This window comes from Bacillus cereus group sp. BfR-BA-01355 (genome assembly GCF_022663675.1).
Classification (GTDB): Bacteria; Bacillota; Bacilli; order Bacillales; family Bacillaceae_G; genus Bacillus_A; species Bacillus_A thuringiensis_S.
In genome coordinates this window covers 1-22,237 of sequence record NZ_JAKUFY010000034.1, presented here as the reverse complement: position 1 = coordinate 22,237, position 22,237 = coordinate 1, and the positions used below count along the sequence as shown (strand labels likewise).

Below are 22,237 nucleotides of genomic sequence, written 5' to 3'. Positions count from 1 at the left end.
TCAACTCTTTTCTCTATCTACAATCTTTGCCAGTGGAAATAAAATACGTATATACTAGATACGGAATCTATGAAAGAGGTTGATATAATGAAGACATTTCTTTCCGCCTTACAATGGGCACTATTTATTTTAGCTGGAAGCCTTATTGTACCAATTAGTGTCGCAACTAGTTATGGTCTTGATGGCGCTGAAGCTATCGCATTCGTACAAAGAACATTATTTGTTCTAGGCTTTGCTGGTCTCTTGCAAGCTATATTTGGGCATAAACTTCCTATTCAAGAAGGTCCTGCTGGACTTTGGTGGGGAATTTTCTCCCTTTACGCAAGTTTAGGCGTCGTATTATTTGGATCAAACAATGAGACACTTAAAGTTCTTCAATATGCTTTCCTATTAAGCGGTATTATTTGTATTATTCTTAGCGCTTTTGGACTTATTGATAAACTCGTTCGCTATTTTACACCGACAGTCATTGGAACATATTTATTTCTTCTTGTTGCGCAGCTTAGTGGCTCCTTCTTAAAGGGAATGTTTGGCCTTGATGGAAAACATACAGAAGTACAACCTAACGTATTTATTCTTTCACTCATTGTTATTTTACTATCCTTTTTCATCATGAAGCTACCTATTATTGGACAATATTCTGTTCTTTTCAGTATCGTATGCGGCTGGATATTATTCGCATGCTTCGGGTTATCAAATCCAGTAACGCCTGTGACAGATATAATCCGTTTTCCGTCTCTATTTGTTTTCGGAATGCCTCGTATTGAATGGAACATGGCAATTACGGTCGTTTTCGTTACACTATTACTTCTAACAAATATGTTAGCAAGTATTCGTGTTGTGCAAAGGATTGTCTCTAAGTATGAAAAGAATGCAGCACCAGATCGTTTTAAACAAGCTGGCATTATAACAGGAATCAACCAATTGCTAGGCGGCCTATTTTCAGCTATTGGGCCTGTCGCTATTTCTGGATCAGCAGGTTTTATTGCAACGACTAATATTTATAAACGTCTCCCGTTTATATTAGGGTCAAGCTTTATTATTGTCGTTAGTATATTTCCAAAGATCACTTCATTCTTTGCAGCAATCCCTGTTGCAGTTGGTTATGCCGCTATTTATCCTGTATTCGCAAGCATGATTGGCCTTGCCTTTCGAGAATACGAAACTGTCCAGGATAAAGAACGATTATTTAAAGTAGCCGGTCTTTCAATCTTCACAGGAGTCGGAGTTATGTTTGTTCCAGCAGGAGCATATTCCACACTTCCACCATTTCTAGCATCGTTTTTAAGTAACGGTCTCGTTCTTGGATCTGTAATGGCCATTTTGCTAGAAATACTATTTTCTCGTTCCACAGCAAAACAAATATCGTAAATTGGAAAACTTCCATTATTGCACTCTACCTTTAGAGTTGTTACGATAAAATCAAACTTGAATCATTGGGGTTTTATCCATCCCCAATGATTATTAACCGATATTATGAGCAACACACTCATAATGATTTATCTACTTCTTTTCAAAGAGGTTTGATGTCTTACTATTATTCCTCAACATCTTCATGAACATGTATTTTGATTTCAATTAAAGAAAGGAATTTTCTATATGACTTATAAAATGATTGTTTTAGATTTAGATGATACTTTATTACGTGATGACCATACTATTTCACCTCGTACGAAAGAAGCGTTAATGACTGCACAAGAGCAAGGGGTAAAGGTTGTACTTGCTTCTGGACGTCCAACGTTTGGTATGCGCAATGTAGCCAAAGAACTTCGCTTAGAAGAATACGGCAGTTTCATTCTATCTTTTAATGGCGCAAAAATTATTAACTGTAAAACAAACGAAGAAATCTTTAGTAGTACACTATCTCCTGAAATCGTTCACAACCTATTTGAAATTAGTAAAACTGAAGATGTATGGATTCATACTTATATGGGCGATGATATCGTAACGGAAGAAAATAATCCTTATACTGAAATTGAGGGCGATATTACTGGTATGCCAATTGTTGTAGTAGATGACTTTAAAGCCGCAGTTAAAGAGCCTGTAGTAAAAGTATTAATGAATAAAGAAGCTGAACGCCTTGTTGAAGTTGAAAAGAAACTACAAAAACAACTAGAAGGCCAATTAAGCGTGATGCGTTCGAAACCATTCTTCTTAGAATTTACTGAAGCCGGTGTTACAAAAGGAACGAGCTTAAACAAACTGATTCAAAAGCTTGGCATTAAGCGTGAAGAAGTTATCGCAATGGGCGATAGCTATAACGACCAAGCAATGATTGAATTTGCTGGTCTTGGCGTTGCAATGGGCAATGCACCTGATGATATTAAAGAAATTGCAAATTACGTAACAGATACAAATATGAACGATGGTGTTGCAAAAGTTGTAGAGAAATTTGTTTTAAAAACGGATGTACTTGTTTAATATTTTCATTCACAAAACCTATTTGAAGTCAAATACTTCAAATAGGTTTTTATTTAAATTCTCATGCTTTTGTGACTATATTTTGAACTTTGCACTATTCTCGTAGTGTAAACTTTCTTTTTGTATATAATGAAACAAAATAGACTATTTTATTTTGAAAAAGAATACAAATTTACTATATACAAGCATACGTTAAAGGAGGCTACTTTATGTTATCTACACCAATCGGACGATTAAGAGCAATTGGACTAGTTGAGGGTATTTCTTTCCTATTACTATTATTTGTAGCAATGCCATTGAAATATTTCGCAGGATTTGCAACAGCTGTTAAAATTACAGGCATGGCTCATGGTGTTCTATTTATTCTATTCATCTTTGCAGTAATTCAAGTAACAATCGTACACCGTAAATCAATTTTATGGGCACTTGGAGCATTCGTTTCATCAGTTATCCCATTTGGTACTTTTGTACTAGATGCAAAATTAAAGAACGAGCAATAATAATAAAAAGGTAGTTAACGACTGTTAACTACCTTTTCTATTTATAAATTTGGAATTTCCCAATCAATTTCTCTTTCGCCCATATTAGCTAAAATCGTATTTACTTTAGAGTATGGCTTACTACCAAAGAAACCACGTCTTGCTGATAATGGACTTGGATGTACAGACTCGATAATATGATGATTCGGATTCGTAATTAACTTCTTCTTCGCCTGCGCATGGCGCCCCCACAATATGAAAATAACTGGCTTTTCACGTTCATTCAACAGTTGAATCACACGATCTGTGAAGTGCTCCCATCCTTTTCCCTTATGAGAATTTGCTTCACTTTGACGAACTGTTAATACGGTATTTAGTAGTAATACTCCTTGCTCCGCCCATTTTACTAAATAACCGTTATTCGGAATTTCATAACCATATTCATCTCGAAGCTCTTTATACATGTTTAACAATGATGGTGGTGTTTTAACACCAGGTTGTACAGAAAAGCTTAAACCATGCGCTTGATTCGGTCCATGATACGGATCTTGTCCTAAAATAACAACCTTTGTATTTTCATAACTTGTATACTGAAGAGCGTTAAAAATATCTTCCACCTTCGGATAAACAACATGCGTGCTGTATTCTTCTGTCAAAAAACTGGATAGAGTAAGATAATACTCTTTCTCAAATTCTGGTGCCAGTAATGGTCCCCAATCATTTCTTAAAACATTTTCCATGCTTTCACTTCCTGTCCAATTAATTCAACATATCCTGTTTTGTAAATACTAAGAACGAAATAATAAGAGAAACAACTGCCCAAACAGTTAAATTCATCAAAGAAAATCCCATTGATAAGCCTTGTAATGCAGGTAATTTTCCTGATAAATAATCCGTTAATGATAAATTCACGCTAAAAATATATTTCGCGCCTTCCCAAGATGTTGCGAATGAGCTTAAGATACCGCCTGCAATTAATGCAGCTAGCATAACGCCCATACCAGCTGGTGTATTACGAATTAAAACAGAGACCATAAATGATATAGTTCCGACAACGATAGCAACAAACCAGGCTAGTCCATACGCCATTAAGATGTATTGCCACTGCGGAATAAGGTGCACAAAGTTCGTATTTAACGTTTCCTTATCAATGACGAATCCTGTTAAAACAGGTAAATTCCATCCCGAGTACCCAAATACAAGCCCTGATAATATGTAAGCAAACAAACCTACAAGGAGCAGTATGAGCGAAATGAAAAATAACATCGTCACGTATTTACTAAGGAGTATTTTCCAGCGCCGAATCGGCCGCGTAAGTAACATCTTCATCGTCCCATCACTTCGTTCTCCTGAAACGATATCAATGGCGACAATCATTACGAGAAGCGGAATAAACAATGTAATTCCTTGTTCAATAAATGCTCTGACAAAAGTCGGTGCACCTGGCGCCATCGGATTAATATCATGATCTAAATAATATTGTTGTTGTTCAACTCTTACCTTTAACCAATCACGCCATTCTTCTGGCAATCTAGAATTATTCAACCGGTTCTGAGAATCAACAATTTGCTGTTGCAATGAAACCTTCCAATCAGTTGTACCGAGTCTTTTTTGTGTCGTTTCTATTTCGCGATACTGCGCATACACAAAAAGCTGGATTAAGATTGCTAAAATAAGCATAACAACAAAAATACGTTTCTTACGGTAAATCTTTTCTGATTCATTTAAAACTAGATTCGCAAATTCACGCATGCTGCTCACCCCTTGTGAGTTCAATAAATAAATCTTCTAGCGTAAATACAAGCTCCTTAACACTATGTACATCTATTTCATTTTCTACCAAGTGTTTATTCCAACTACTTATAGATGCAATATCCATGCGGCATAATAATCGCTCGCCTTCTACACTCACTTCTCTTACTTCTTCGGCTGCTTCTAACATATCTTTCGCCTTAGAAATTGGTGTAACAATCCATTCTACACGATCACTTGCTGTTTTAATTAATTCTTCAACCTTGGCAACTGTTATCATCTTTCCTTTATGAATAATAGCAACTCGATCGCATATCATTTGCACTTCACTTAGCAAGTGACTTGAAATAAACACGCTCATATTTTCTTCTTTTACAAGCTTATGTATAAATTCCCTAAGTTCTCTAATCCCTGCTGGATCTAAACCATTCGTTGGCTCATCTAATATGAGCAATTTTGGATTCCCAAGGAGCGCCTGCGCAATTCCAAGGCGTTGTTTCATACCAAGTGAGTACGTTTTTACCTTGTCATGAATTCTTTCATCTAAATGAACCATTTCAGCAATTTCAATAATACGTTCATCTGATATATCACCTAACATACGAGCAAATTGCTTTAAATTTTCCCATCCTGTTAAATATGTATACAACTCTGGGTTTTCAACGATACTCCCAATTTGACGCATCGCCTCTCTGAAATTGTCCTTAATCGAATAACCACCGATAGAAATCGTACCTTCTGTCGCCGTAATCAATCCGACTAACATTCGAATGGTAGTCGTCTTTCCAGCACCATTTGGTCCTAAGAACCCGAACACTTCTCCTTGCTTTACATCAAAGGAAATGTCCTCTACAAGAGTCTTCTTTCCAATTACCTTCTTCAAGTCTCGTACGGAAAGTATCGTCGTCATTTTACCCCTCCTTGTTCTAGTTTTAATTTACTTACAACATTTTGAACTAAACGTTCTGCCATATACGTATAACCTACTTCGTTCGGATGAAAATGATCAGAGTATAATAAATCTTTTCCGCGGTTTTGGAATAAATCAAATGTCGGTGTAATATACACATTTTTATCGTTTAGCGCTAACTTCTCTAAAGATGCATTCCAGTCCACAACAATGTTTGAAGACCCTTTTAAATCTTCTACATCTTCAAAAGGATTGTATAAACCAAGCCAAAAAATCGGACTATCTGTATTTAATTTACGAATTTCTTCTATAATTTTCTTTGCTTCATTTTGAAACGTTTCTGTGTCAGGACGATACGTATCTAAATCTATCTTCCCAAGCGATTCCCAGCCTGGGAACAAATCATTCCCACCAATCGTTAACACGATTACATCTGCTTGCTTAATTGAATATTGAGCGCCATTACTTTCAATTTGTTTTAATAAATCGGGCATTTTTGCACCACTAACTGCTAAATTTGTTAATGCAATTTTTTGCTTATAATCTTTTTGTAAATCCTCTTTCATTCGCCCAACATAGCCAATTCCTTCTTTATCACCAACGCCACGCGTTAATGAATCACCTAAACTAACGATTTGTAACGTTCCCGTTTTCTTTTTCTCTTTTGCCACTACATCGGTCTTTTTAATTAAATTTGAAGCTTTCGGATTTAATACATCATTTACACCTGAAACAAAGCCATATGCAAATAAACAGAAAGATGCAATTGTAATGAGTAGAATTACTTTTACTACTTTTGATCTCATATCAAAACCCCTTTTAGCCCTCATAGATTGTCCATAATTATACCAAACGAAATTTTGAAAAGCGATTTTCACACCTTCTCAATTATGTCGTTTCTCTATCTACTAACTCTGGTAATAACTCTATATGCTTCACATCTAATTTCTCTTCATTAATCTTTTCATATAATAATTCAAATGCTTTCAATCCAACGTTTTTACTAGAATGCGAAATCGTCGTTATACCCAATATATCTGCCACCTCTTGATCATCACACCCAATAATCGTAATATCCTCTGGAATACGAATTCCTTGTTTTTTTGCTTCTGTAACCATCCCCGCTGCAATATGGTTACAAGATACAAGGAACGCCGTCGGTTTTACTGACATATGAGCCCATTCTCTAATTACATTGCGTCCATCTTCCACTGTAAAACACCCCTCAAATTTCCAGGTCTCTAACGGTGTTACGATACTCTGTTGAAGCGAATCTTCATACGCCCTCTTTCGTCTTTGGCTATTAACGCTATTACTTCTTCCAATACAATATCCAATATTTGTATGACCGGCATCTATTAAGCTTTTCATCCCACGTGAAAATACTTTGTAGTAATCAATATGGACACTTGAAATGCATTTTGAATCTATTTCTTCACACATAACAATCGGGCCGAATTTCGTATATTCTTCAAGCTTCTCCTTACTATTTGCCCGAGAACAAATAATAACCCCATCAAGCTTTTTCATTTTTAACATATTTAAAATTTCTAGTTCTCTTTCTTCGCTATAATTTGTCTGGCAAAGCATCATATTATAATTATTCTTTGCCGTTTCTTTTGATATCCCCTCAATAATAGCGCTATAATATTGATCATTTACGTGTGGCAATAAAACGCCAATTACATTCGTTTTTCCTTTCACTAAATGAATTGCATTCACGTTTTGCGTGTAATTTAATTCTTCTATAATCGCTAAAATTTCTTTTCGTTTCTGTTCATTTACGTACGGATGATTATTTAGTACACGTGAAACAGTTGAAACAGATACTCCAGCAAGTTCAGCAATCTTTCTTATATTTGTCATCTCACTTTCCCCTTCTCACAAAAATTCTCTCTTGACCTGGTAAGCTTTCCACAATATATCCTTTCCTAGCAAATACATTTAGAAAGGATATACAACTATGCTTCGATTCAAATTAGAATATATATTTTTCATTGGCGGTTTACTCATTCTTGCCATCGGTATTAATATGATGACGACAATTACTTCCTTTGGACTTAGCCCTTATGATTCCTTCTTTATTGCACTATATCAAAATTTTGGGATAAGTATTGGTTTTTGGATTTTCATGATTAACTTTGCCTTTACACTTATCGTACTCTTTTGGAATAAAAAACAAATTACAATCGGTACAATTGTAACGATGGTTCTTATTTCTCTTTTTGTTGATTGGATTGGTTCCATTATAACTATTATGGACGCTATCCGCTCTCTTCCAAAATATATAACACTTATTTGCGGAAATCTATTCGTTGGAGCTGGAATTGGTCTTTACGTCTCTACAAACCTTTGCGCAGCGCCTCAAGAAGCTTTCGTTTTAACCGTTGCTGAGAAGAAAAAATGGACGTTTAGAAGAACAGAGATTTCATTAGCCTTTTTATTTTTAACTTTAAGCTTTTTATTAGATGGACCTATCTATTTTGGAACCATCATCTTATCCTTTACAACAGGCTGGATTATCCAAGCATTTATTCAAGTTGGTACACAGATTTTAAATAGAAAAGAACCTATTAAGCAAGCTGCTTAATAGGCTCTTTCTGTTTTATGGTAAGAGATACTACTTAGCATCCCCTTCAATTCGATAGTTCGCTTTCAAACAATCTATTTCTTCATACCCTTGCAACGTATGTAGAATATAATCATAATCAGCAAGAGACGCACGATGCGTTACAATTACAATTTCAGCCTTTCCTTTCTCTTCAAGCGGCATTTGAATAATTTTCTCAAAGCTAACTCCGCGCTCAGAGAACAATGAAGTAATTTTTGCAAATACACCAATTTCGTCTTTTACATGCAGTCTTAAAAACTTTTTCACGACTATTTCGTCTGGCTCTTTTAATACTTTTTGATACTGTGGGACTACAGCACTATTTCCTGTTACCCCTAATCTAATATTTTGCATTACAGCAACTAAATCCGAAACAACAGCTGTCGCTGTCGGTAAACTTCCTGCCCCTGGTCCATAAAACATCGTTTCCCCAACTGCTTCACCGTACACATACACAGCGTTATATTCATTTTGTACTGCCGCAAGAGGGTGTGTATTTGGAAGTAAAGTTGGTTCAACCGTAACCTCCAATTTTTCACCATCTCGTTTTGCAAGACCGATTAATTTAATTGTATAACCTAAGCTCTTACTGTATTCAATATCTTCCTCTGTAATAGAGGTAATTCCTTTTACGTTCACATCTCCAAGCTCTACATTTGTAGAGAAACCGAGAGTAGCTAAAATCGTCATTTTTCTTGCTGCATCTAAACCTTCTACATCTGATGTTGGATCTGCTTCTGCAAATCCAAGTTGTTGGGCTTCTTTTAACACGTCGTTATATGCTCTCCCTTCGTCTGACATTTTCGTCAAAATAAAATTTGTCGTTCCATTTACAATTCCCATGACTTTCGTAATAAGATCTGAAGAGAGTCCTTCTACAATACTGCGTAGAATTGGAATTCCCCCTGCCACACTCGCTTCATAGAAGAGATCAGTTTTATTATCTTTTGCTGTCGCTAATAATTCAGCTCCATGTAATGCCATTAAGTCTTTATTTGCAGTTACAACATGCTTTCCGCTTTTTAAAGCTTGTAAAATATATAATTTTGCATCATCAATGCCACCCATTACTTCGATGACAACATCAATATTTGGATTATCTAAAATTTCATTTGCATCTTGTGTTAATAGAGTAGAAGGTACCTCTACTTCTCTCTCTTTCTCAATGTTTTGCACTAATACTTTCGTTACCTTCACTGGACAACCTACTTGGTGTATGAGTCTTTCTTGATGATCCGTAATAATACGAACTACACCGCTACCCACTGTCCCAAGACCTAATAACCCAACTTGAATTTCTTTCATAGTACTGTCCACCCCTCAAAAATTGTGTTTAGATGAAATTATATGAATAAAAAATCTGAAAAACAATGTATTTAGAACATTCGGAAAAATAAAGGTTAATCTTTACAAGGAAAACGTTGCCACGTGTTACACAATCTTTCTTTACAATATATAAGGGGTTTCTTGATACACGTAATAATTCAACCAATTAGAAAACAATAAATTCCCATGACTCCTCCACCTAACAAGGGGCTTTTCATCTGGATTATTATGTTTAAAATAGTTTTTTGGCACATCAATATTTAATCCCTTGTCACGATCTCGTTCGTATTCTTGCTTTAACGTATCACAACTATATTCACTATGCCCAAGGGCAAACACTTGCCTTCCTTCTTGCCCAATGACAAGGTGAACACCCGCTTCCTCAGAATTTGCTAATAATGTTAAGTCTGTCACCTCTCTAATATCACTCTCTCGTACTTCTGTATGACGAGAATGGGGAGCAAAAAACAATTCATCAAACCCTTGTAACAATTTCACATGTTGCTCGCAAACTTCATGTTCAAATACACCGAACATTTTTTCCTTAAGAGGATACTTTGGAACACCATAATGATAATACAAGCCAGCCTGTGCCCCCCAGCAAATATGGAGCGTAGATGTTACATTCGTTTTTGAATACTCCATAATACGTTTAAGCTCTTCCCAATAATCTACCTCTTCAAAAGAAAGAGTTTCAACTGGGGCTCCTGTTATAATGAGCCCGTCAAATTTTTCATTTTCAATATCACGAAATGTTTTATAAAAGCTCATTAAATGGTCCTGCGCTACATTGCGAGACAAATGTGATTCCATATGAAGCAAATGAACATCTAATTGCAACGGTGTGTTGCCAATTAAACGAAGTAATTGCGCTTCTGTTTCTTGCTTTGTAGGCATTAAATTTAAGATAGCAATTTTCAATGCCCGAATATCTTGTGTTTCTGCTCGCTCCTTCGTCATTACAAATATATTTTCCTTCTGCAACACTTTGCGAGCTGGTAAATCTTTATCAATTATGATCGGCATGTTCTTTGCCTCCGACTAGCGCCGCTTCTAAATCTGCAATAATATCAGAAACATCTTCTATGCCAACAGATAAACGAATTAAATCTGATGTAACGCCAGCTAGACGCTGATCTTCAGCACTTAATTGTCTATGCGTTGTGCTAGCAGGATGTATAACGCAAGTTCGTGCATCCGCTACATGCGTTACAAGAGTTGCTAGTTTTACATTTGCGATAAATTCTTTCGCCGCTTCTAATCCGCCCTTAATGCCGAATGTTAAAACACCACTAGCACCTTTTTTCAAATACGTTTGTGCTAACGAGTAATTTTCATTGCTATCTAATCCAGGATAATTCACCCATTCAATACGTTCATGGTTAGCAAGCCACTTAGCAACTACGAGAGCATTTTCACTATGACGCTCCATTCTTAAATGCAGCGTTTCTAAGCCGATATTGCTAATATACGCATTGAATGGGCTCATACAGTTTCCGTAGTCCCTTAATAATTGAACACGCGCCTTCACAATATAAGCTGCTGCACCAAAATTTTGAACGTAACTTACGCCGTGATAACTTGGATCCGGTTCAACAAGTTCAGGATATTTCCCATTTGTCCAATCAAAGTTCCCTCCGTCAATGACAATGCCGCCTAAAGAGCTTGCATGACCATCAATATATTTCGTCGTAGAATGAACGATAATATTTGCTCCGTGCTCAAATGCTTGGCATAAATAAGGAGTTGCTAATGTATTATCCACGATAAAAGGCACTTCTAACTCTTTCGCTGCATCTGAAAATTCTTTAAAATTCAAAACGTTCATCGCTGGATTTCCTAATGATTCTGCATAAATGAGCTTCGTCTTATCGTTAGCAAGTGCCGCAATTTCATCTGCCGTTAAATTGGGATTAAAGAACGTAACATCAATGCCAAGCTTACGTAAACTCACCCCAAATAAATTAAACGTTCCCCCGTAAACAGTTGAAGAGCAAAGTAAATGGTCTCCACTACTACAAATATTTAAAACTGCGAGCATAATAGCCGCTTGCCCAGAAGCCGTTGCAACAGCTCCTACCCCGCCTTCTAAATCTGATAACTTCTGCTCAAATGCAGCTAGAGTAGGGTTTCCAATACGCGTATAAATATATCCTTCTGCCTCTAAGTTAAATAGGGCTGCTAAATCATCCGAAGTATCGTATTTATACGTTGTACTTTGATAAAGTGGTAAAACACGTGGTTCACCATTCTTTGGCGTATAGCCACCTTGCACACAAATCGTTCCTTTTCCCCATGATTCTCCCATCTCTCATTCTCCTTTCTTTTATACAAAATAAAAAACTGCCCCTTTCCTGAAAACAAGAAAGGAGCAGTTTGAAAACACGCTCTAAAGGCTCTTTCTTATCTCTCAGGATTACTACCTGCAGGATTTGGCACAATTCCGTTATACGGCTGTTGCCAAGGTTTCATCGGGCCTGTCCCTCCACCTTTTCTTGATAAGACTATGCAATTACCGTTGATTTTATAGCAATAATTTCCTAATGTCAAACATTTTTTCTGAATGTTCTAAAATAAATATTAACAATTTCATATAAAGCAACAAAAGAAATATATTCCATACTAACTCGAAAAAGACCTTTAGAAAAAATGATTCATGTAAAATAAACCCCAATCATCTATTTTCATTAAACAAACTGTTTTAATAGAGCGTATAATTCTTCAAAATTATGCACTTCATATGTCGGTATAATCCCACTATCATTTAATTTCCTTTCTGGATTAAACCAACAAGTATCAATTCCCGCTACATATCCACCTTTAATATCGGCACTTAATGAATCCCCAATAATCAGCCCTTCTTCAGGTGCAAAGTTAGGAATCCGTTCAAAAACATAATCAAAATACTCTTTCATCGGCTTTTGAAAACCTGTATCTTCCGAAACAAAAACATCTTTAAATAATGAATGTAACCCTGCATTACGCAAACGTTTATCTTGCGTCTTAGAAACACCATTTGTCACTATATACAACTCATACTCCCCTTGAATTTGATTTATAAATTCAAACGCACCTTGCATGATTTGATTTCCTTCTTCTAAGTAGCTACGATAATTATTTTCGAATAATATACCGTCTACTTCTTCTCCATACTCTTTAAACAACATAGAGAATCGTTTATTTACAACTTCATTACGTGATAGTTCACCTTTTTCAAAAGCATTCCAAAGACCTTTATTTATTTTTTTATAACGAGCCTCTATCTCCTCTGTTAAAGGGATTCCCTTCTCTTCAAAAAGCACCTGTAAAGCTACTTTTTCAGCCTTTTGGAAATCTAATAATGTATCATCTACATCAAATAGCAATGTTTTATATTTTTTCATAAATTCATCACACTCTCTTTTCTACAAAAACAAATTTACATAAATCGTATCATTCCTTCTTGTAAAGATAATAGGAGATATCTCATACTATAAATAGGGGTGAAAATATGAAAATCAGCAAAAATGAAGAAGAAATTTATCAATACATGCGAATCCATCAATTCCATACCCTATTTTCATTTCATGTCTTGCCATATGTAGAGCTGCATTCTTTTCAAACGAAAGAGATGATATGTAGCGAAGGAAACGCCCTCCCTTATCTCTATTACTTAATTTCTGGGAAAGCAAAAATATATATGAATCATAAAAACGGGAAAGTTTCATTAATTAATTTTATTCAAGCACCATCTTTTATCGGGGAATTAGGATTAATAGGAGTAGAAAATATCACCAAGTCCGTTGAAGTACTAGAAGATTGTGTTTGTTTAGCACTTCCTCTTAAAGATTGTCAGCAACTTGTATTACAAGATGCAACGTTTTTACAGCACTTATGCAAATTTATTGGAGAAAAGACAATTACTCGCACTGAAAATTACGCAAAAAACTATAGTTATCCTTTCGAAAATCGATTAGCTGCTTTTATTTTATTAACAGAACAAAATAATTGTTATATAGAAAAGCATACTGAGGCTGCAGAATACTTAAATGTCAGCTATCGTCATCTTTTATATGTATTAAACCAGTTTTGCCAACAAAATTATTTAAAAAAAGAAGGCCGAACATATTATATACAAGATCGAAATACATTAGAAAAGCTTGCTGACGAGCTGAAAATATAAAGAAACAGCATTAACATAAACGTTAATGCTGTTTCTTTGAGTGACGATTATAATTTAAATTAAAATTTACTTGCTACTTTAGCTGCTTCTTCAAGACCTGCAGCAATGATTTCTTCTGCTTTATCTGGGAATTGGTTATGTCCTTCAATAACTACTGTTTCCATGTTTGTTGCACCGAAGAAGCCCATCATGCTTGCTACATATTTAACAGCCATTTCTACCTCAGCTGCTGGACCTTCTGAATATACGCCGCCGCGCGCGTTTAATAATGCAATCTTCTTATCTCCAATTAAACCAACTGGACCTTCTGGTGTATATTTGAACGTTTTACCAGCACGGTTTAAATAATCAATATATGTGTGTAACACTGCTGGAATCGTTAAGTTCCATAATGGGAAGCCGAAAACAATTTTATCAGCTTCTAGAAATTGATTTAAATACTTATCAGCAACTGCTACTGCTTTTGCCTCTTCTTCTGTTAAATCAAATCCTTTACCTGCCTTAAATGTACCATTGATCATGTCTACACCTACATATGGTAATTCTTCTTTATATAAATCAAGTTCTACTACTGTATCATTTGGGTGTGCTTCTTTATAGTTCGCTAAAAATGCCTCATATAATTTTACACTAACTGCTTGTTCCGCTGGACGGTTGTTTGCTTTAACAAATAAAACTGTTGCCATTATTTCTTCCTCCTAGTACTCACTCTTATGTTGTTATATGCTTTCAAAAAAGGTATCCCTTGTAATTGTTGTTTTGTTGCTTACAAACATATTTTATCTTTATATCAATACATTTTCGTCCTCACATAGACGTATTTTTCCATAAAAAAAGTCCACCTTCTAAAGGCGAACTAGGTCTTACGACTTTTGTCTTATACAATTCCATTTTTCACTGCATATAACGCCGCTTGCGTGCGATCAGATAAATTCAACTTACTCAAAATACTACTTACATGAGCTTTTACCGTTTTTTCTGTAATAACTAAAACAGAAGCGATCTCTTTATTACTCATCCCTTTCGCTAATAGCTGCAGCACTTCATTTTCTCTCGCCGTTAGCACATCCACTTGAATAGAAGGTTCTTCTTCCTTTTCTTCCACAGGTAGTGTTTGAGAGAGAAGAGTATTTGCTATATCCGGATGTAATTGAATATTACCTTTATATGCGCTTCGAATAGCTTCAACAAGCTGATCCGGTTCTACATCTTTTAAAATATACCCACTTGCCCCCGCCCTTAACGCTGGTAAAACATGCGCCTGATCAGAAAAGCTAGTTAATACAATTACTTTCACATTCGGATATTCTTTTTTGATGCACGCCGTCGCCTCGACACCATCCATTTCGGGCATATATAAATCCATTAATACAACATCTGGATTCGTCTCCCCTACTTTCACTAACGCTTCTTTCCCATTATTTGCTTCTCCAACTAACGTTAAATCTTCCTGTGTACTTAAGAAAAATGCTAATCCTTTTAAAACGACTGTATGATCATCGACTAACAATACTTTTATTTTCACAAACTTCCCTCATTTTCACATCATAATGGTACATTTACTTTTACGCTCGTTCGCTTCTTACTACTTACAATTTTAATTGTTCCACCAACTAATTCTACTCTTTCACGCATCGTAGTCATGCCGAGTGATTTCTTCTCTTTTATATCCTTTTCTACAAAGCCGTTTCCTTGATCGACTATTTCTAATGATACATTCTTCTCTGTCACTTTGAAATAAATCGTTGATTCTCTGACATTCGCATGTTTACTTACGTTATTCAAAGCTTCTTGTCCAATTCTCCATAACGCTTCCTCTACTACACGCGGTAAATCACGAACACCTGTAACTTGTTCCCGAATTTTCAGTCCCAAGTTTTCACCGTACTGCTTTAAAGCTGGTAATAAACCTTTTTCTAATCCTGCCGGACGAAGCTGCCAAATTAATGTTCTCATTTCCTTTAAAGCTCCTTGCGCTAGTTCCCGCATCTCATGCAAAGATTGGTCAACCTTTTCATTTTGACCTTTTAAAACGGCCTCAGCCCCTTTTGTCATAAAGGTTAATGAAAATAATTTTTGCGAAACAGAATCATGTAAATCCCTTGCTAATCGGTTTCTTTCTTCCAGTCGTACGAGTTCACGGCGCTGTTCGTTTAACCTTAGATTCTCTATTATTAATGAAACGTGATTCGATAATGCTTGAATTATATCTATTGTATTAACATCAAATTCTCCATTATTTAAACTAACACATAAAACACCAAATATATGATTTTGAATATGTATTGGCGTAGCAATAACAACTCCATTTACACGTTTTAATAGAGCTAGCTCACCTTGTTCTAACGCCTTCTTTGCCGCTTCTTTTACATCCTCTTGTAACTCTTCCTGCCCATAAGAAGCTCGCAAAGATAACTCTATTTCTTCCCTAATAAAAAACGCCACTTGATTCCACTGAAATACTTCACCTACGTGATTTACCACCTTTTCAGATAATACATTAAACTTATGAATCGTTTTTAAAGCTTGAATAAACCGCTCCAATTTCACATAGTAATGTGCTCTTCGCTTTTCATTTTCATATAATTTTGTTCGCTTTAAAGCCGTCCCGATTTGGAAAGCAACTGATTGGAGCAATACTAATTCTTCTTCCGAAAAATGTGTTTTACCTGGGCTAGCTACATTTAAAACACCAAATTTCTCTCCTCCAGCCTTTAAAGGAACCGTAGCATGATGAAGAATTCCTTCTGTATCTCCCCAATTATATTCAATTGCATTATTAATTCTTTTACATTCAATAATATTAACGGCTCTCTCTAATTTCCCATCTACGAAGCCGCGTAAACACCAACACTCACCTTCACACATCGGGCGTTTATTTTCATATTTAAGTGCCTCTGGTAACTGGTAATCGATCACCTTCGTATACTTCCCATTTTCATCCGCAAGAAAAATCCAGCCTGTCGTTAAACCTGTTACACTGAGCAATTTTTCTAGTACTGCTTGCAATACATGATATGTATCATTTGATGTATTTAATGTTTCTGCAATTTCCTTTAATATAACTAATTCATTTGTACGATTATCTCGAAACATACTCAGTCTCCTGCATACAAGATTTTAAATAGCTCTTAAAATAAATCATCTACTTTTCACTTTGTACTTATTCGTAACATTGATATAATGGTGAAAACATAGTTTTCATTATATCACTTGAGGGGGCTTTCATAATGACATTAAATAAAGCACTTACTATCGCTGGTTCTGACACAAGTGGCGGTGCTGGTATACAAGCAGATTTAAAAACATTCCAAGAACTTGGCGTATACGGAATGACATCTCTTACAACAATCGTAACGATGGATCCACATAACGGTTGGGCACATAACGTATTTCCAATCCCAGCTTCTACATTAAAACCACAATTAGAAACAACAATTGAAGGTGTTGGCGTAGACGCTTTAAAAACAGGTATGCTTGGATCAGTAGAAATTATTGAAATGGTTGCAGAAACAATCGAAAAGCACAATTTCAAAAATGTAGTAGTTGACCCTGTTATGGTATGTAAAGGTGCAGATGAAGCATTACATCCTGAAACGAACGATTGCTTACGTGACGTTCTTGTGCCAAAGGCATTAGTTGTAACACCAAACTTATTTGAAGCTTACCAATTAAGCGGTGTGAAAATTAATTCTCTTGAGGACATGAAAGAAGCAGCGAAGAAAATCCACGCTTTAGGTGCCAAATACGTACTAATTAAAGGTGGAAGCAAACTTGGTACGGAAACTGCAATCGACGTCCTATATGATGGAGAAACATTCGATCTTCTAGAATCAGAAAAAATCGATACAACCAATACACACGGTGCAGGTTGTACATATTCTGCTGCAATTACAGCAGAACTTGCAAAAGGAAAACCTGTGAAAGAAGCAGTAAAAACTGCTAAAGAATTCATCACAGCTGCTATTCGTTACTCATTCAAAATTAACGAATACGTAGGTCCAACTCACCATGGTGCATATCGTAAATTCGTTGTATCAAAAGAACTTGTCTAATATATAAATAAAAACACTCACAAGGTTCATACATTGCCTCTGTGAGTGTTTTTTATAAGCTTTATGTCTTCTGGTCATCTTATCTTTAAGATGCAGAGCTGACCTTATTTCTACCATTTCGTTTCGAGTAGTATAACGCATCATCCGCCGCTTGAATAAATTGCTCTGATGACCCTTCATACTCTGAAACCCCTACCGAAACCGTAATTTTTATTTTTGTTCCATCTAACAATTGAAATGGGTGACTTTCAACAGCTATACGAATTTGCTCGCCCATACGAATTCCGTAAGCTAATCCCTTATTCGGTATCAAAAGCGCAAACTCCTCTCCACCCTTTCGAAAAGCCAAATCTGGAAATTGTGAAGTTTCTCGTAAAATACATCCTACTTGTTTTAACACTTCGTCCCCTGCAGGATGCCCGTACGTATCATTTACATACTTAAAGTGGTCAATATCTATAAGTAGTAAACAAAGCGAATCATTTTTCATGTTCTTATTACTAATATGACGATTCATCTCTAAATCAAACTGTCTTACGTTTCCTAGACCTGTCAATGCGTCTACCGTTGCGTATTGCTTCATCGTTTGGAATAACTCATTGGATTGTAAAACGTAATTTGCACTTATGAATGTTATGTAGCCTGTAATAATACTAGAAATTAAATATAATCCTACTATGTTAATATCTTTAATTAACCATATATATAGTGAGGGGATTAGAATAGATAAAATATATGTATGTAACCATGCCCACTTTTCTCCTAGAGAGATATTTAGACGCGAAATAAAGATACTACCTACTCCTATCGCAATAATTGTATAAAAAGCTACTTGAGAAGCTAATGAATAATCCATAAATAATAACCTAGTTACTAAAATCATACTAACAGCTATAGTACTCGCTATCGGGCCTCCAATTATAACAGCTAAAATAACAGCTAAGTAGCGCAAATCCAATAGGATGGTACCAACATGAACACCGAAATACATTAGTAATATACCTAATATTCCAGTAAGAATACCTACTACACATTTCTGCCAAAGAGAAAACTCTTCTTTTAACGGCCTATCTCTTAAAAGCTGACCTCCAACAAAAATAAAGGAAAGAATAATTGTTGTATTTACAAATAAGTCCCTTAACATAAAATAATCTCCCTACTTTTCCATCTATCCCCTTCCCCACTTTATTGTATACGAAATCCCTATAATTCCCAAAGTTTTTTGTTTATTTTTTGCTGTTCCACGTGAAACAGCAAAAAAATAAAAAGGGCGAAAACTCGCCCTTCTTCATTAACAACAGCGTGATATTTTTCCACCCTTTGCATTAAATCTTGCTTCTTGTGCCTCAGCAAAAAATTGCTTTTGACATACAACCTCTTCTTCAGGATGATGCTTTTTCATATGCTCCACATATACTTCATAACTTGGTACCCCAACGAGCAAACTAATAAAGCGTTTTCTTTCCCCCCATACTTTCCGTAGTCGTTTAAGCATAATAGTTCCTCGACTCACTTTCATCTCTAGAAATATATGCTGCCTCTTTTAGCAGCATCGGCTTATTTCTTAATACTTGAATCCAAATTCGAATTGCAGAAATTAATACAGCGATTACAACTATCATAAAAATCCCGCAAAGCGCTGCATCAATATAATCATTGAAAATAATTTGCTTCATTTGAGCAACATTTTTAGCTGGTGCTAACACTTTCCCCTCATCTAATGCTCCCTGGAACACCTTTGCATGAGATAGAAATCCTATTTTAGGGTTTTCATGAAATAGCTTTTGATAACCCGCCGTCATCGTTACAATAAGCAATCCAACAGTTGGAATAAGTGTCACCCAAACATATGCCTTTTTCCCCATTTTGAACAAAATTGTCGTTCCAAGTAATAATGCAATACCTGCTAACATTTGATTTGCAATACCGAAAAGTGGCCATAATGTATTAATTCCACCAAGCGGATCTACTACCCCTTGGTACAAAAAATAACCCCATCCTAATACACATAACGTTGTAGCTATTACATTTGCTAATGTAGAATCTGTTTTCGCAAACGGCTTATATACATGCCCTAAAATATCTTGAATCATAAATCGTCCTACACGCGTTCCTGCGTCAATCGTTGTTAAAATAAATAGGGCTTCAAAGAGAATAGCAAAATGATACCAGAATGCCATCATCGCCGTTCCACCTATTACTTGTGAGAAAATATATGCCATACCTATCGCTAACGTTGGTGCGCCACCTGTACGTGATAAAATTGTTTGCTCTCCAACATTTACAGCAAGTTCTTTTAGTTCATTTGGTGTAATAGCAAATCCCCATGAAGAAATAACTTGAGCTGCCTGCGATACATCCGTACCAATAAGTGCTGCCGGACTATTAATCGCAAAATAAGTTCCTGGTGTTAATACACAAGCTGCAATCATTGCCATCGCAGCTACAAACGACTCCATTAACATTGCTCCGTAACCAATTGGCTGTGCATGTCCCTCTTGTTCAATCATTTTTGGCGTCGTACCTGATGAAACAAGAGCATGGAATCCAGAGACTGCACCACAGGCAATCGTAATAAATAAGAACGGGAATAAATTACCGGAGAAAACAGGACCTGTTCCATCAATAAATTGCGAAACTGCTGGCATTTGTAAATCAGGTGCTACAATTAAAATACCAATCGCCAATCCAACAATTGTTCCAACTTTTAAAAATGTACTTAAATAATCACGTGGTGCTAATAACATCCAAACTGGTAATGCAGATGCAATAAATCCATATACAATAAGCATAATAGCAATTGTTTCGCCACTAAATGTGAACATACTTGCAAGTGTTGGATTTTCTGCTACATACTGTCCTCCAATAAGAGATAAAATAAGTAGGATAATACCAATTACTGACCCTTCTCCAACACGACCAGGCCTAATATAGCGCATGTAAACTCCCATTAAAATAGCGATGGGAATCGTTGCTGCTATCGTAAACATTCCCCAAGGACTTCCAATCAGTGCCTTTACTACGACTAACGCTAATACTGCTAATAAAATAATCATAATTCCTAAAATACCTATCATTGCAATTAGTCCTGTAACAGGCCCAATCTCATCCTTAATCATTTCTCCTAACGATTTACCATTACGTCTCATCGAAGCAAATAAAATGACAAAATCTTGGACAGCCCCCGCAACAACTACCCCAACAATAATCCAAATGGTCCCTGGTAAATATCCCATTTGTGCTGCTAAAATCGGTCCTACTAAAGGTCCCGCCCCAGCAATCGCTGCAAAGTGATGTCCAAACAATACCCACTTATTTGTTGGAACATAGTCTTTCCCATCGTTTAATGTATGGGCTGGTGTTTGACGATTATCATCTAAATTAAAAACCTTTCTCGCTATAAATCTACTATAAAAGCGATAAGCAACTGCATATACACATACAGCAGCTACTAAGAGCCATACAGCATTAATGGTTTCACCTTGTGATAAAGCTATTACCCCAAAAGCCCCTGCTCCTACTGCTGTAATAACGCCCCAAAGTAAGATCGATTTCAATGTCTTCACATACAATTCCCCCAATACTATTTCTTAGTGGAGATTGTACTAAATTTTCTGAATATTTAACTTGAATCCTCCCTATCATGAAGGATTTTCAGTTTATCATGTTAAAATACTCTCATTACCTACTATAATTCAATTTTATTTCGAAGGCGTTTTACATAATTACGACTGACTGGAATCGGTTGCTCATCATACCTATCTAAATACAAATTATACGTGCCATTATAATAAGGTTTCAGTTCTTTTACATATGACATATTAATTAAATAGCTTTTATGCACACGTAAAAAATCATATGCATTTAGCTTATTTTCTAATTCCTGAAGTGTATATGTTGAAATATACTGATTATTCGTTGTGTAAATTGAAACAGTTTTATTTTCTTTATTTTTACTTACATATACGATATCTTCTGGAAGAATATATCGTATACCCTCTTGACTTTCTATCGGTAGTTTCCGCAAATAACTCTTTGCTTTCTCACCTTGTTCTTTACCTATTTTATATAAAAGAAATTGTAAATCTTCTTCACGAAATGGTCGTAATAAATAATAAAATGCTTGGAAACGAAAAGCTGTAATAGATTCCTCTATGTTTTCACCTACAAAAATAAATTTTGTATAGCAATTTATTTCTCGTAATAAACTTGCATATTCAAAACCAGTACCATCTAGTAATTTGGAACTTAAAAAAACAAAGTCTGGTATATGTTTTTTCATCATAAATAAAGATTCTGTTCCTGTCTTTGCTTCAAAACATTCTACATTTCTCATATTTTCAGTGAAATTTTCAGCTAACTCTCTTCTCTCTTCTGCCTCTTCCATGATCAGTAAAATTTTCATTTCTTCAACCACCTAATTCTTTGTCCATATGTCCTGCTGTATACATTCGCTTTTATAAGAAATAATCCCTTTTTCTTACTATACCATTATTTATCTAAAAAAACAGAAAAAAGGAA

The 22,237-nt window shown here is 35.7% G+C and carries 22 protein-coding genes and 1 riboswitch; of the genes, 6 read left to right on the top strand and 16 right to left on the bottom strand.

What is annotated here, in order from left to right; all coding sequences use genetic code 11:
* Positions 1-87: 87 nt before the first annotated feature.
* From MR167_RS13755 to MR167_RS13745, 3 genes are all read left to right on the top strand, one after another.
* Positions 88-1,371 (top strand): purine/pyrimidine permease, encoded by a 1,284-nt coding sequence (locus tag MR167_RS13755; RefSeq protein ID WP_000847020.1) that lies wholly within the window; start codon positions 88-90, stop codon positions 1,369-1,371.
* A gap of 228 nt (positions 1,372-1,599) precedes the next feature.
* On the top strand, positions 1,600-2,421 hold the full coding sequence (locus tag MR167_RS13750; RefSeq protein WP_000221382.1) for a Cof-type HAD-IIB family hydrolase: 822 nt from the start codon (positions 1,600-1,602) through the stop codon (positions 2,419-2,421).
* Between the two features lie 209 nt (positions 2,422-2,630).
* Positions 2,631-2,921 carry a DUF3817 domain-containing protein gene (locus MR167_RS13745; protein WP_000953395.1) on the top strand — a complete coding sequence of 97 codons (291 nt, stop codon included), beginning with the start codon at positions 2,631-2,633 and terminating at the stop codon, positions 2,919-2,921.
* A gap of 41 nt (positions 2,922-2,962) precedes the next feature.
* Here MR167_RS13745 and MR167_RS13740 read toward each other — a convergent pair whose 3' ends face one another.
* The 5 genes from MR167_RS13740 to MR167_RS13720 are packed head-to-tail and all read right to left on the bottom strand — an operon-like array spanning position 2,963 to position 7,428.
* The gene (locus MR167_RS13740; RefSeq protein ID WP_000432545.1) at positions 2,963-3,640 is read right to left on the bottom strand and encodes a uracil-DNA glycosylase; all 678 of its coding nucleotides are present in this window, start codon (positions 3,638-3,640) and stop codon (positions 2,963-2,965) included.
* A gap of 19 nt (positions 3,641-3,659) precedes the next feature.
* Positions 3,660-4,652: an ABC transporter permease gene (locus MR167_RS13735; protein ID WP_242314828.1), complete on the bottom strand. Its 993-nt coding sequence runs from the start codon at positions 4,650-4,652 to the stop codon at positions 3,660-3,662.
* Positions 4,645-5,562: an ABC transporter ATP-binding protein gene (locus MR167_RS13730; protein ID WP_000207706.1), complete on the bottom strand. Its 918-nt coding sequence runs from the start codon at positions 5,560-5,562 to the stop codon at positions 4,645-4,647. The genes MR167_RS13735 and MR167_RS13730 overlap by 8 nt, the downstream gene beginning before the upstream one ends.
* On the bottom strand, positions 5,559-6,440 hold the full coding sequence (locus MR167_RS13725; protein ID WP_002083539.1) for an SGNH/GDSL hydrolase family protein: 882 nt from the start codon (positions 6,438-6,440) through the stop codon (positions 5,559-5,561). Before MR167_RS13725 ends, MR167_RS13730 begins: the two co-directional genes overlap by 4 nt.
* A gap of 10 nt (positions 6,441-6,450) precedes the next feature.
* Positions 6,451-7,428, bottom strand: coding sequence for a LacI family DNA-binding transcriptional regulator (locus tag MR167_RS13720; RefSeq protein ID WP_000181960.1), 978 nt, complete (start codon positions 7,426-7,428; stop codon positions 6,451-6,453).
* A gap of 97 nt (positions 7,429-7,525) precedes the next feature.
* On the opposite strand from MR167_RS13720, the gene MR167_RS13715 reads away from it, so the two are divergent.
* On the top strand, positions 7,526-8,152 hold the full coding sequence (locus tag MR167_RS13715; protein WP_000943409.1) for a YczE/YyaS/YitT family protein: 627 nt from the start codon (positions 7,526-7,528) through the stop codon (positions 8,150-8,152).
* A gap of 30 nt (positions 8,153-8,182) precedes the next feature.
* On the opposite strand, the gene MR167_RS13710 is transcribed toward MR167_RS13715, so the two are convergent.
* From MR167_RS13710 to MR167_RS13695, 4 genes are all read right to left on the bottom strand, one after another.
* Entirely contained in the window at positions 8,183-9,478 is a 1,296-nt protein-coding gene (locus tag MR167_RS13710; protein ID WP_000659105.1) for a homoserine dehydrogenase, read from the bottom strand.
* Between the two features lie 141 nt (positions 9,479-9,619).
* Entirely contained in the window at positions 9,620-10,525 is a 906-nt protein-coding gene (gene metA / locus MR167_RS13705; protein WP_001121544.1) for a homoserine O-acetyltransferase MetA, read from the bottom strand.
* The gene (locus MR167_RS13700; RefSeq protein ID WP_000504772.1) at positions 10,509-11,807 is read right to left on the bottom strand and encodes a bifunctional O-acetylhomoserine aminocarboxypropyltransferase/cysteine synthase; all 1,299 of its coding nucleotides are present in this window, start codon (positions 11,805-11,807) and stop codon (positions 10,509-10,511) included. The genes metA and MR167_RS13700 overlap by 17 nt, the downstream gene beginning before the upstream one ends.
* A gap of 92 nt (positions 11,808-11,899) precedes the next feature.
* A riboswitch (SAM riboswitch) is annotated at positions 11,900-12,004 on the bottom strand.
* A 182-nt stretch (positions 12,005-12,186) separates the two neighbouring features.
* Entirely contained in the window at positions 12,187-12,882 is a 696-nt protein-coding gene (locus MR167_RS13695; RefSeq protein WP_242314826.1) for a YjjG family noncanonical pyrimidine nucleotidase, read from the bottom strand.
* Positions 12,883-12,989: 107 nt separating this feature from the next.
* Between MR167_RS13695 and MR167_RS13690 the strand changes: the two genes are divergently transcribed.
* Positions 12,990-13,661: a transcriptional regulator YeiL gene (locus MR167_RS13690; protein WP_000703317.1), complete on the top strand. Its 672-nt coding sequence runs from the start codon at positions 12,990-12,992 to the stop codon at positions 13,659-13,661.
* 59 nt (positions 13,662-13,720) lie between these two features.
* Here the strand turns inward: MR167_RS13690 and MR167_RS13685 are convergent, their stop codons facing one another.
* From MR167_RS13685 to MR167_RS13675, 3 genes are all read right to left on the bottom strand, one after another.
* Positions 13,721-14,347, bottom strand: a complete 627-nt coding sequence (locus tag MR167_RS13685) for an FMN-dependent NADH-azoreductase (protein WP_000246718.1) — start codon at positions 14,345-14,347, stop codon at positions 13,721-13,723.
* 191 nt (positions 14,348-14,538) lie between these two features.
* Positions 14,539-15,186 (bottom strand): response regulator, encoded by a 648-nt coding sequence (locus MR167_RS13680; RefSeq protein WP_000695816.1) that lies wholly within the window; start codon positions 15,184-15,186, stop codon positions 14,539-14,541.
* Positions 15,187-15,206: 20 nt separating this feature from the next.
* Positions 15,207-16,757 carry a GAF domain-containing sensor histidine kinase gene (locus MR167_RS13675; protein ID WP_000488150.1) on the bottom strand — a complete coding sequence of 517 codons (1,551 nt, stop codon included), beginning with the start codon at positions 16,755-16,757 and terminating at the stop codon, positions 15,207-15,209.
* A gap of 134 nt (positions 16,758-16,891) precedes the next feature.
* On the opposite strand from MR167_RS13675, the gene pdxK reads away from it, so the two are divergent.
* Complete coding sequence (pdxK, locus tag MR167_RS13670; protein WP_000174252.1) at positions 16,892-17,716, top strand: pyridoxine/pyridoxal/pyridoxamine kinase; 825 nt, start codon at positions 16,892-16,894, stop codon at positions 17,714-17,716.
* Between the two features lie 85 nt (positions 17,717-17,801).
* Here the strand turns inward: pdxK and MR167_RS13665 are convergent, their stop codons facing one another.
* The 4 genes from MR167_RS13665 to MR167_RS13650 form a co-directional block, all read right to left on the bottom strand.
* Complete coding sequence (locus MR167_RS13665) at positions 17,802-18,860, bottom strand: GGDEF domain-containing protein (protein ID WP_000942921.1); 1,059 nt, start codon at positions 18,858-18,860, stop codon at positions 17,802-17,804.
* Positions 18,861-19,007: 147 nt separating this feature from the next.
* A complete protein-coding gene (locus tag MR167_RS13660) occupies positions 19,008-19,211 on the bottom strand; it encodes a YbdD/YjiX family protein (protein WP_000919819.1) in 204 nt (67 codons plus the stop codon).
* Entirely contained in the window at positions 19,204-21,282 is a 2,079-nt protein-coding gene (gene cstA / locus MR167_RS13655) for a carbon starvation protein CstA (protein WP_000854306.1), read from the bottom strand. Before cstA ends, MR167_RS13660 begins: the two co-directional genes overlap by 8 nt.
* 122 nt (positions 21,283-21,404) lie before the next feature.
* Positions 21,405-22,121: a LytR/AlgR family response regulator transcription factor gene (locus MR167_RS13650; protein WP_000698255.1), complete on the bottom strand. Its 717-nt coding sequence runs from the start codon at positions 22,119-22,121 to the stop codon at positions 21,405-21,407.
* Positions 22,122-22,237 lie beyond the last annotated feature (116 nt).

Bases quoted from the DNA above. Each gene is read 5' to 3' on its own strand.
- MR167_RS13720 (WP_000181960.1), bottom strand. From the start codon at position 7,428: ATGACAAATATAAGAAAGATTGCTGAACTTGCTGGAGTATCTGTTTCA.
- MR167_RS13665 (WP_000942921.1), bottom strand. From the start codon at position 18,860: ATGTTAAGGGACTTATTTGTAAATACAACAATTATTCTTTCCTTTATT.
- MR167_RS13700 (WP_000504772.1), bottom strand. From the start codon at position 11,807: ATGGGAGAATCATGGGGAAAAGGAACGATTTGTGTGCAAGGTGGCTAT.
- MR167_RS13675 (WP_000488150.1), bottom strand. From the start codon at position 16,757: ATGTTTCGAGATAATCGTACAAATGAATTAGTTATATTAAAGGAAATT.
- MR167_RS13755 (WP_000847020.1), top strand. From the start codon at position 88: ATGAAGACATTTCTTTCCGCCTTACAATGGGCACTATTTATTTTAGCT.
- MR167_RS13685 (WP_000246718.1), bottom strand. From the start codon at position 14,347: ATGGCAACAGTTTTATTTGTTAAAGCAAACAACCGTCCAGCGGAACAA.
- MR167_RS13690 (WP_000703317.1), top strand. From the start codon at position 12,990: ATGAAAATCAGCAAAAATGAAGAAGAAATTTATCAATACATGCGAATC.
- MR167_RS13660 (WP_000919819.1), bottom strand. From the start codon at position 19,211: ATGCTTAAACGACTACGGAAAGTATGGGGGGAAAGAAAACGCTTTATT.
- MR167_RS13695 (WP_242314826.1), bottom strand. From the start codon at position 12,882: ATGAAAAAATATAAAACATTGCTATTTGATGTAGATGATACATTATTA.
- MR167_RS13745 (WP_000953395.1), top strand. From the start codon at position 2,631: ATGTTATCTACACCAATCGGACGATTAAGAGCAATTGGACTAGTTGAG.
- MR167_RS13710 (WP_000659105.1), bottom strand. From the start codon at position 9,478: ATGAAAGAAATTCAAGTTGGGTTATTAGGTCTTGGGACAGTGGGTAGC.
- MR167_RS13750 (WP_000221382.1), top strand. From the start codon at position 1,600: ATGACTTATAAAATGATTGTTTTAGATTTAGATGATACTTTATTACGT.
- pdxK (WP_000174252.1), top strand. From the start codon at position 16,892: ATGACATTAAATAAAGCACTTACTATCGCTGGTTCTGACACAAGTGGC.
- metA (WP_001121544.1), bottom strand. From the start codon at position 10,525: ATGCCGATCATAATTGATAAAGATTTACCAGCTCGCAAAGTGTTGCAG.
- MR167_RS13740 (WP_000432545.1), bottom strand. From the start codon at position 3,640: ATGGAAAATGTTTTAAGAAATGATTGGGGACCATTACTGGCACCAGAA.
- MR167_RS13735 (WP_242314828.1), bottom strand. From the start codon at position 4,652: ATGCGTGAATTTGCGAATCTAGTTTTAAATGAATCAGAAAAGATTTAC.
- MR167_RS13715 (WP_000943409.1), top strand. From the start codon at position 7,526: ATGCTTCGATTCAAATTAGAATATATATTTTTCATTGGCGGTTTACTC.
- MR167_RS13730 (WP_000207706.1), bottom strand. From the start codon at position 5,562: ATGACGACGATACTTTCCGTACGAGACTTGAAGAAGGTAATTGGAAAG.
- MR167_RS13650 (WP_000698255.1), bottom strand. From the start codon at position 22,121: ATGAAAATTTTACTGATCATGGAAGAGGCAGAAGAGAGAAGAGAGTTA.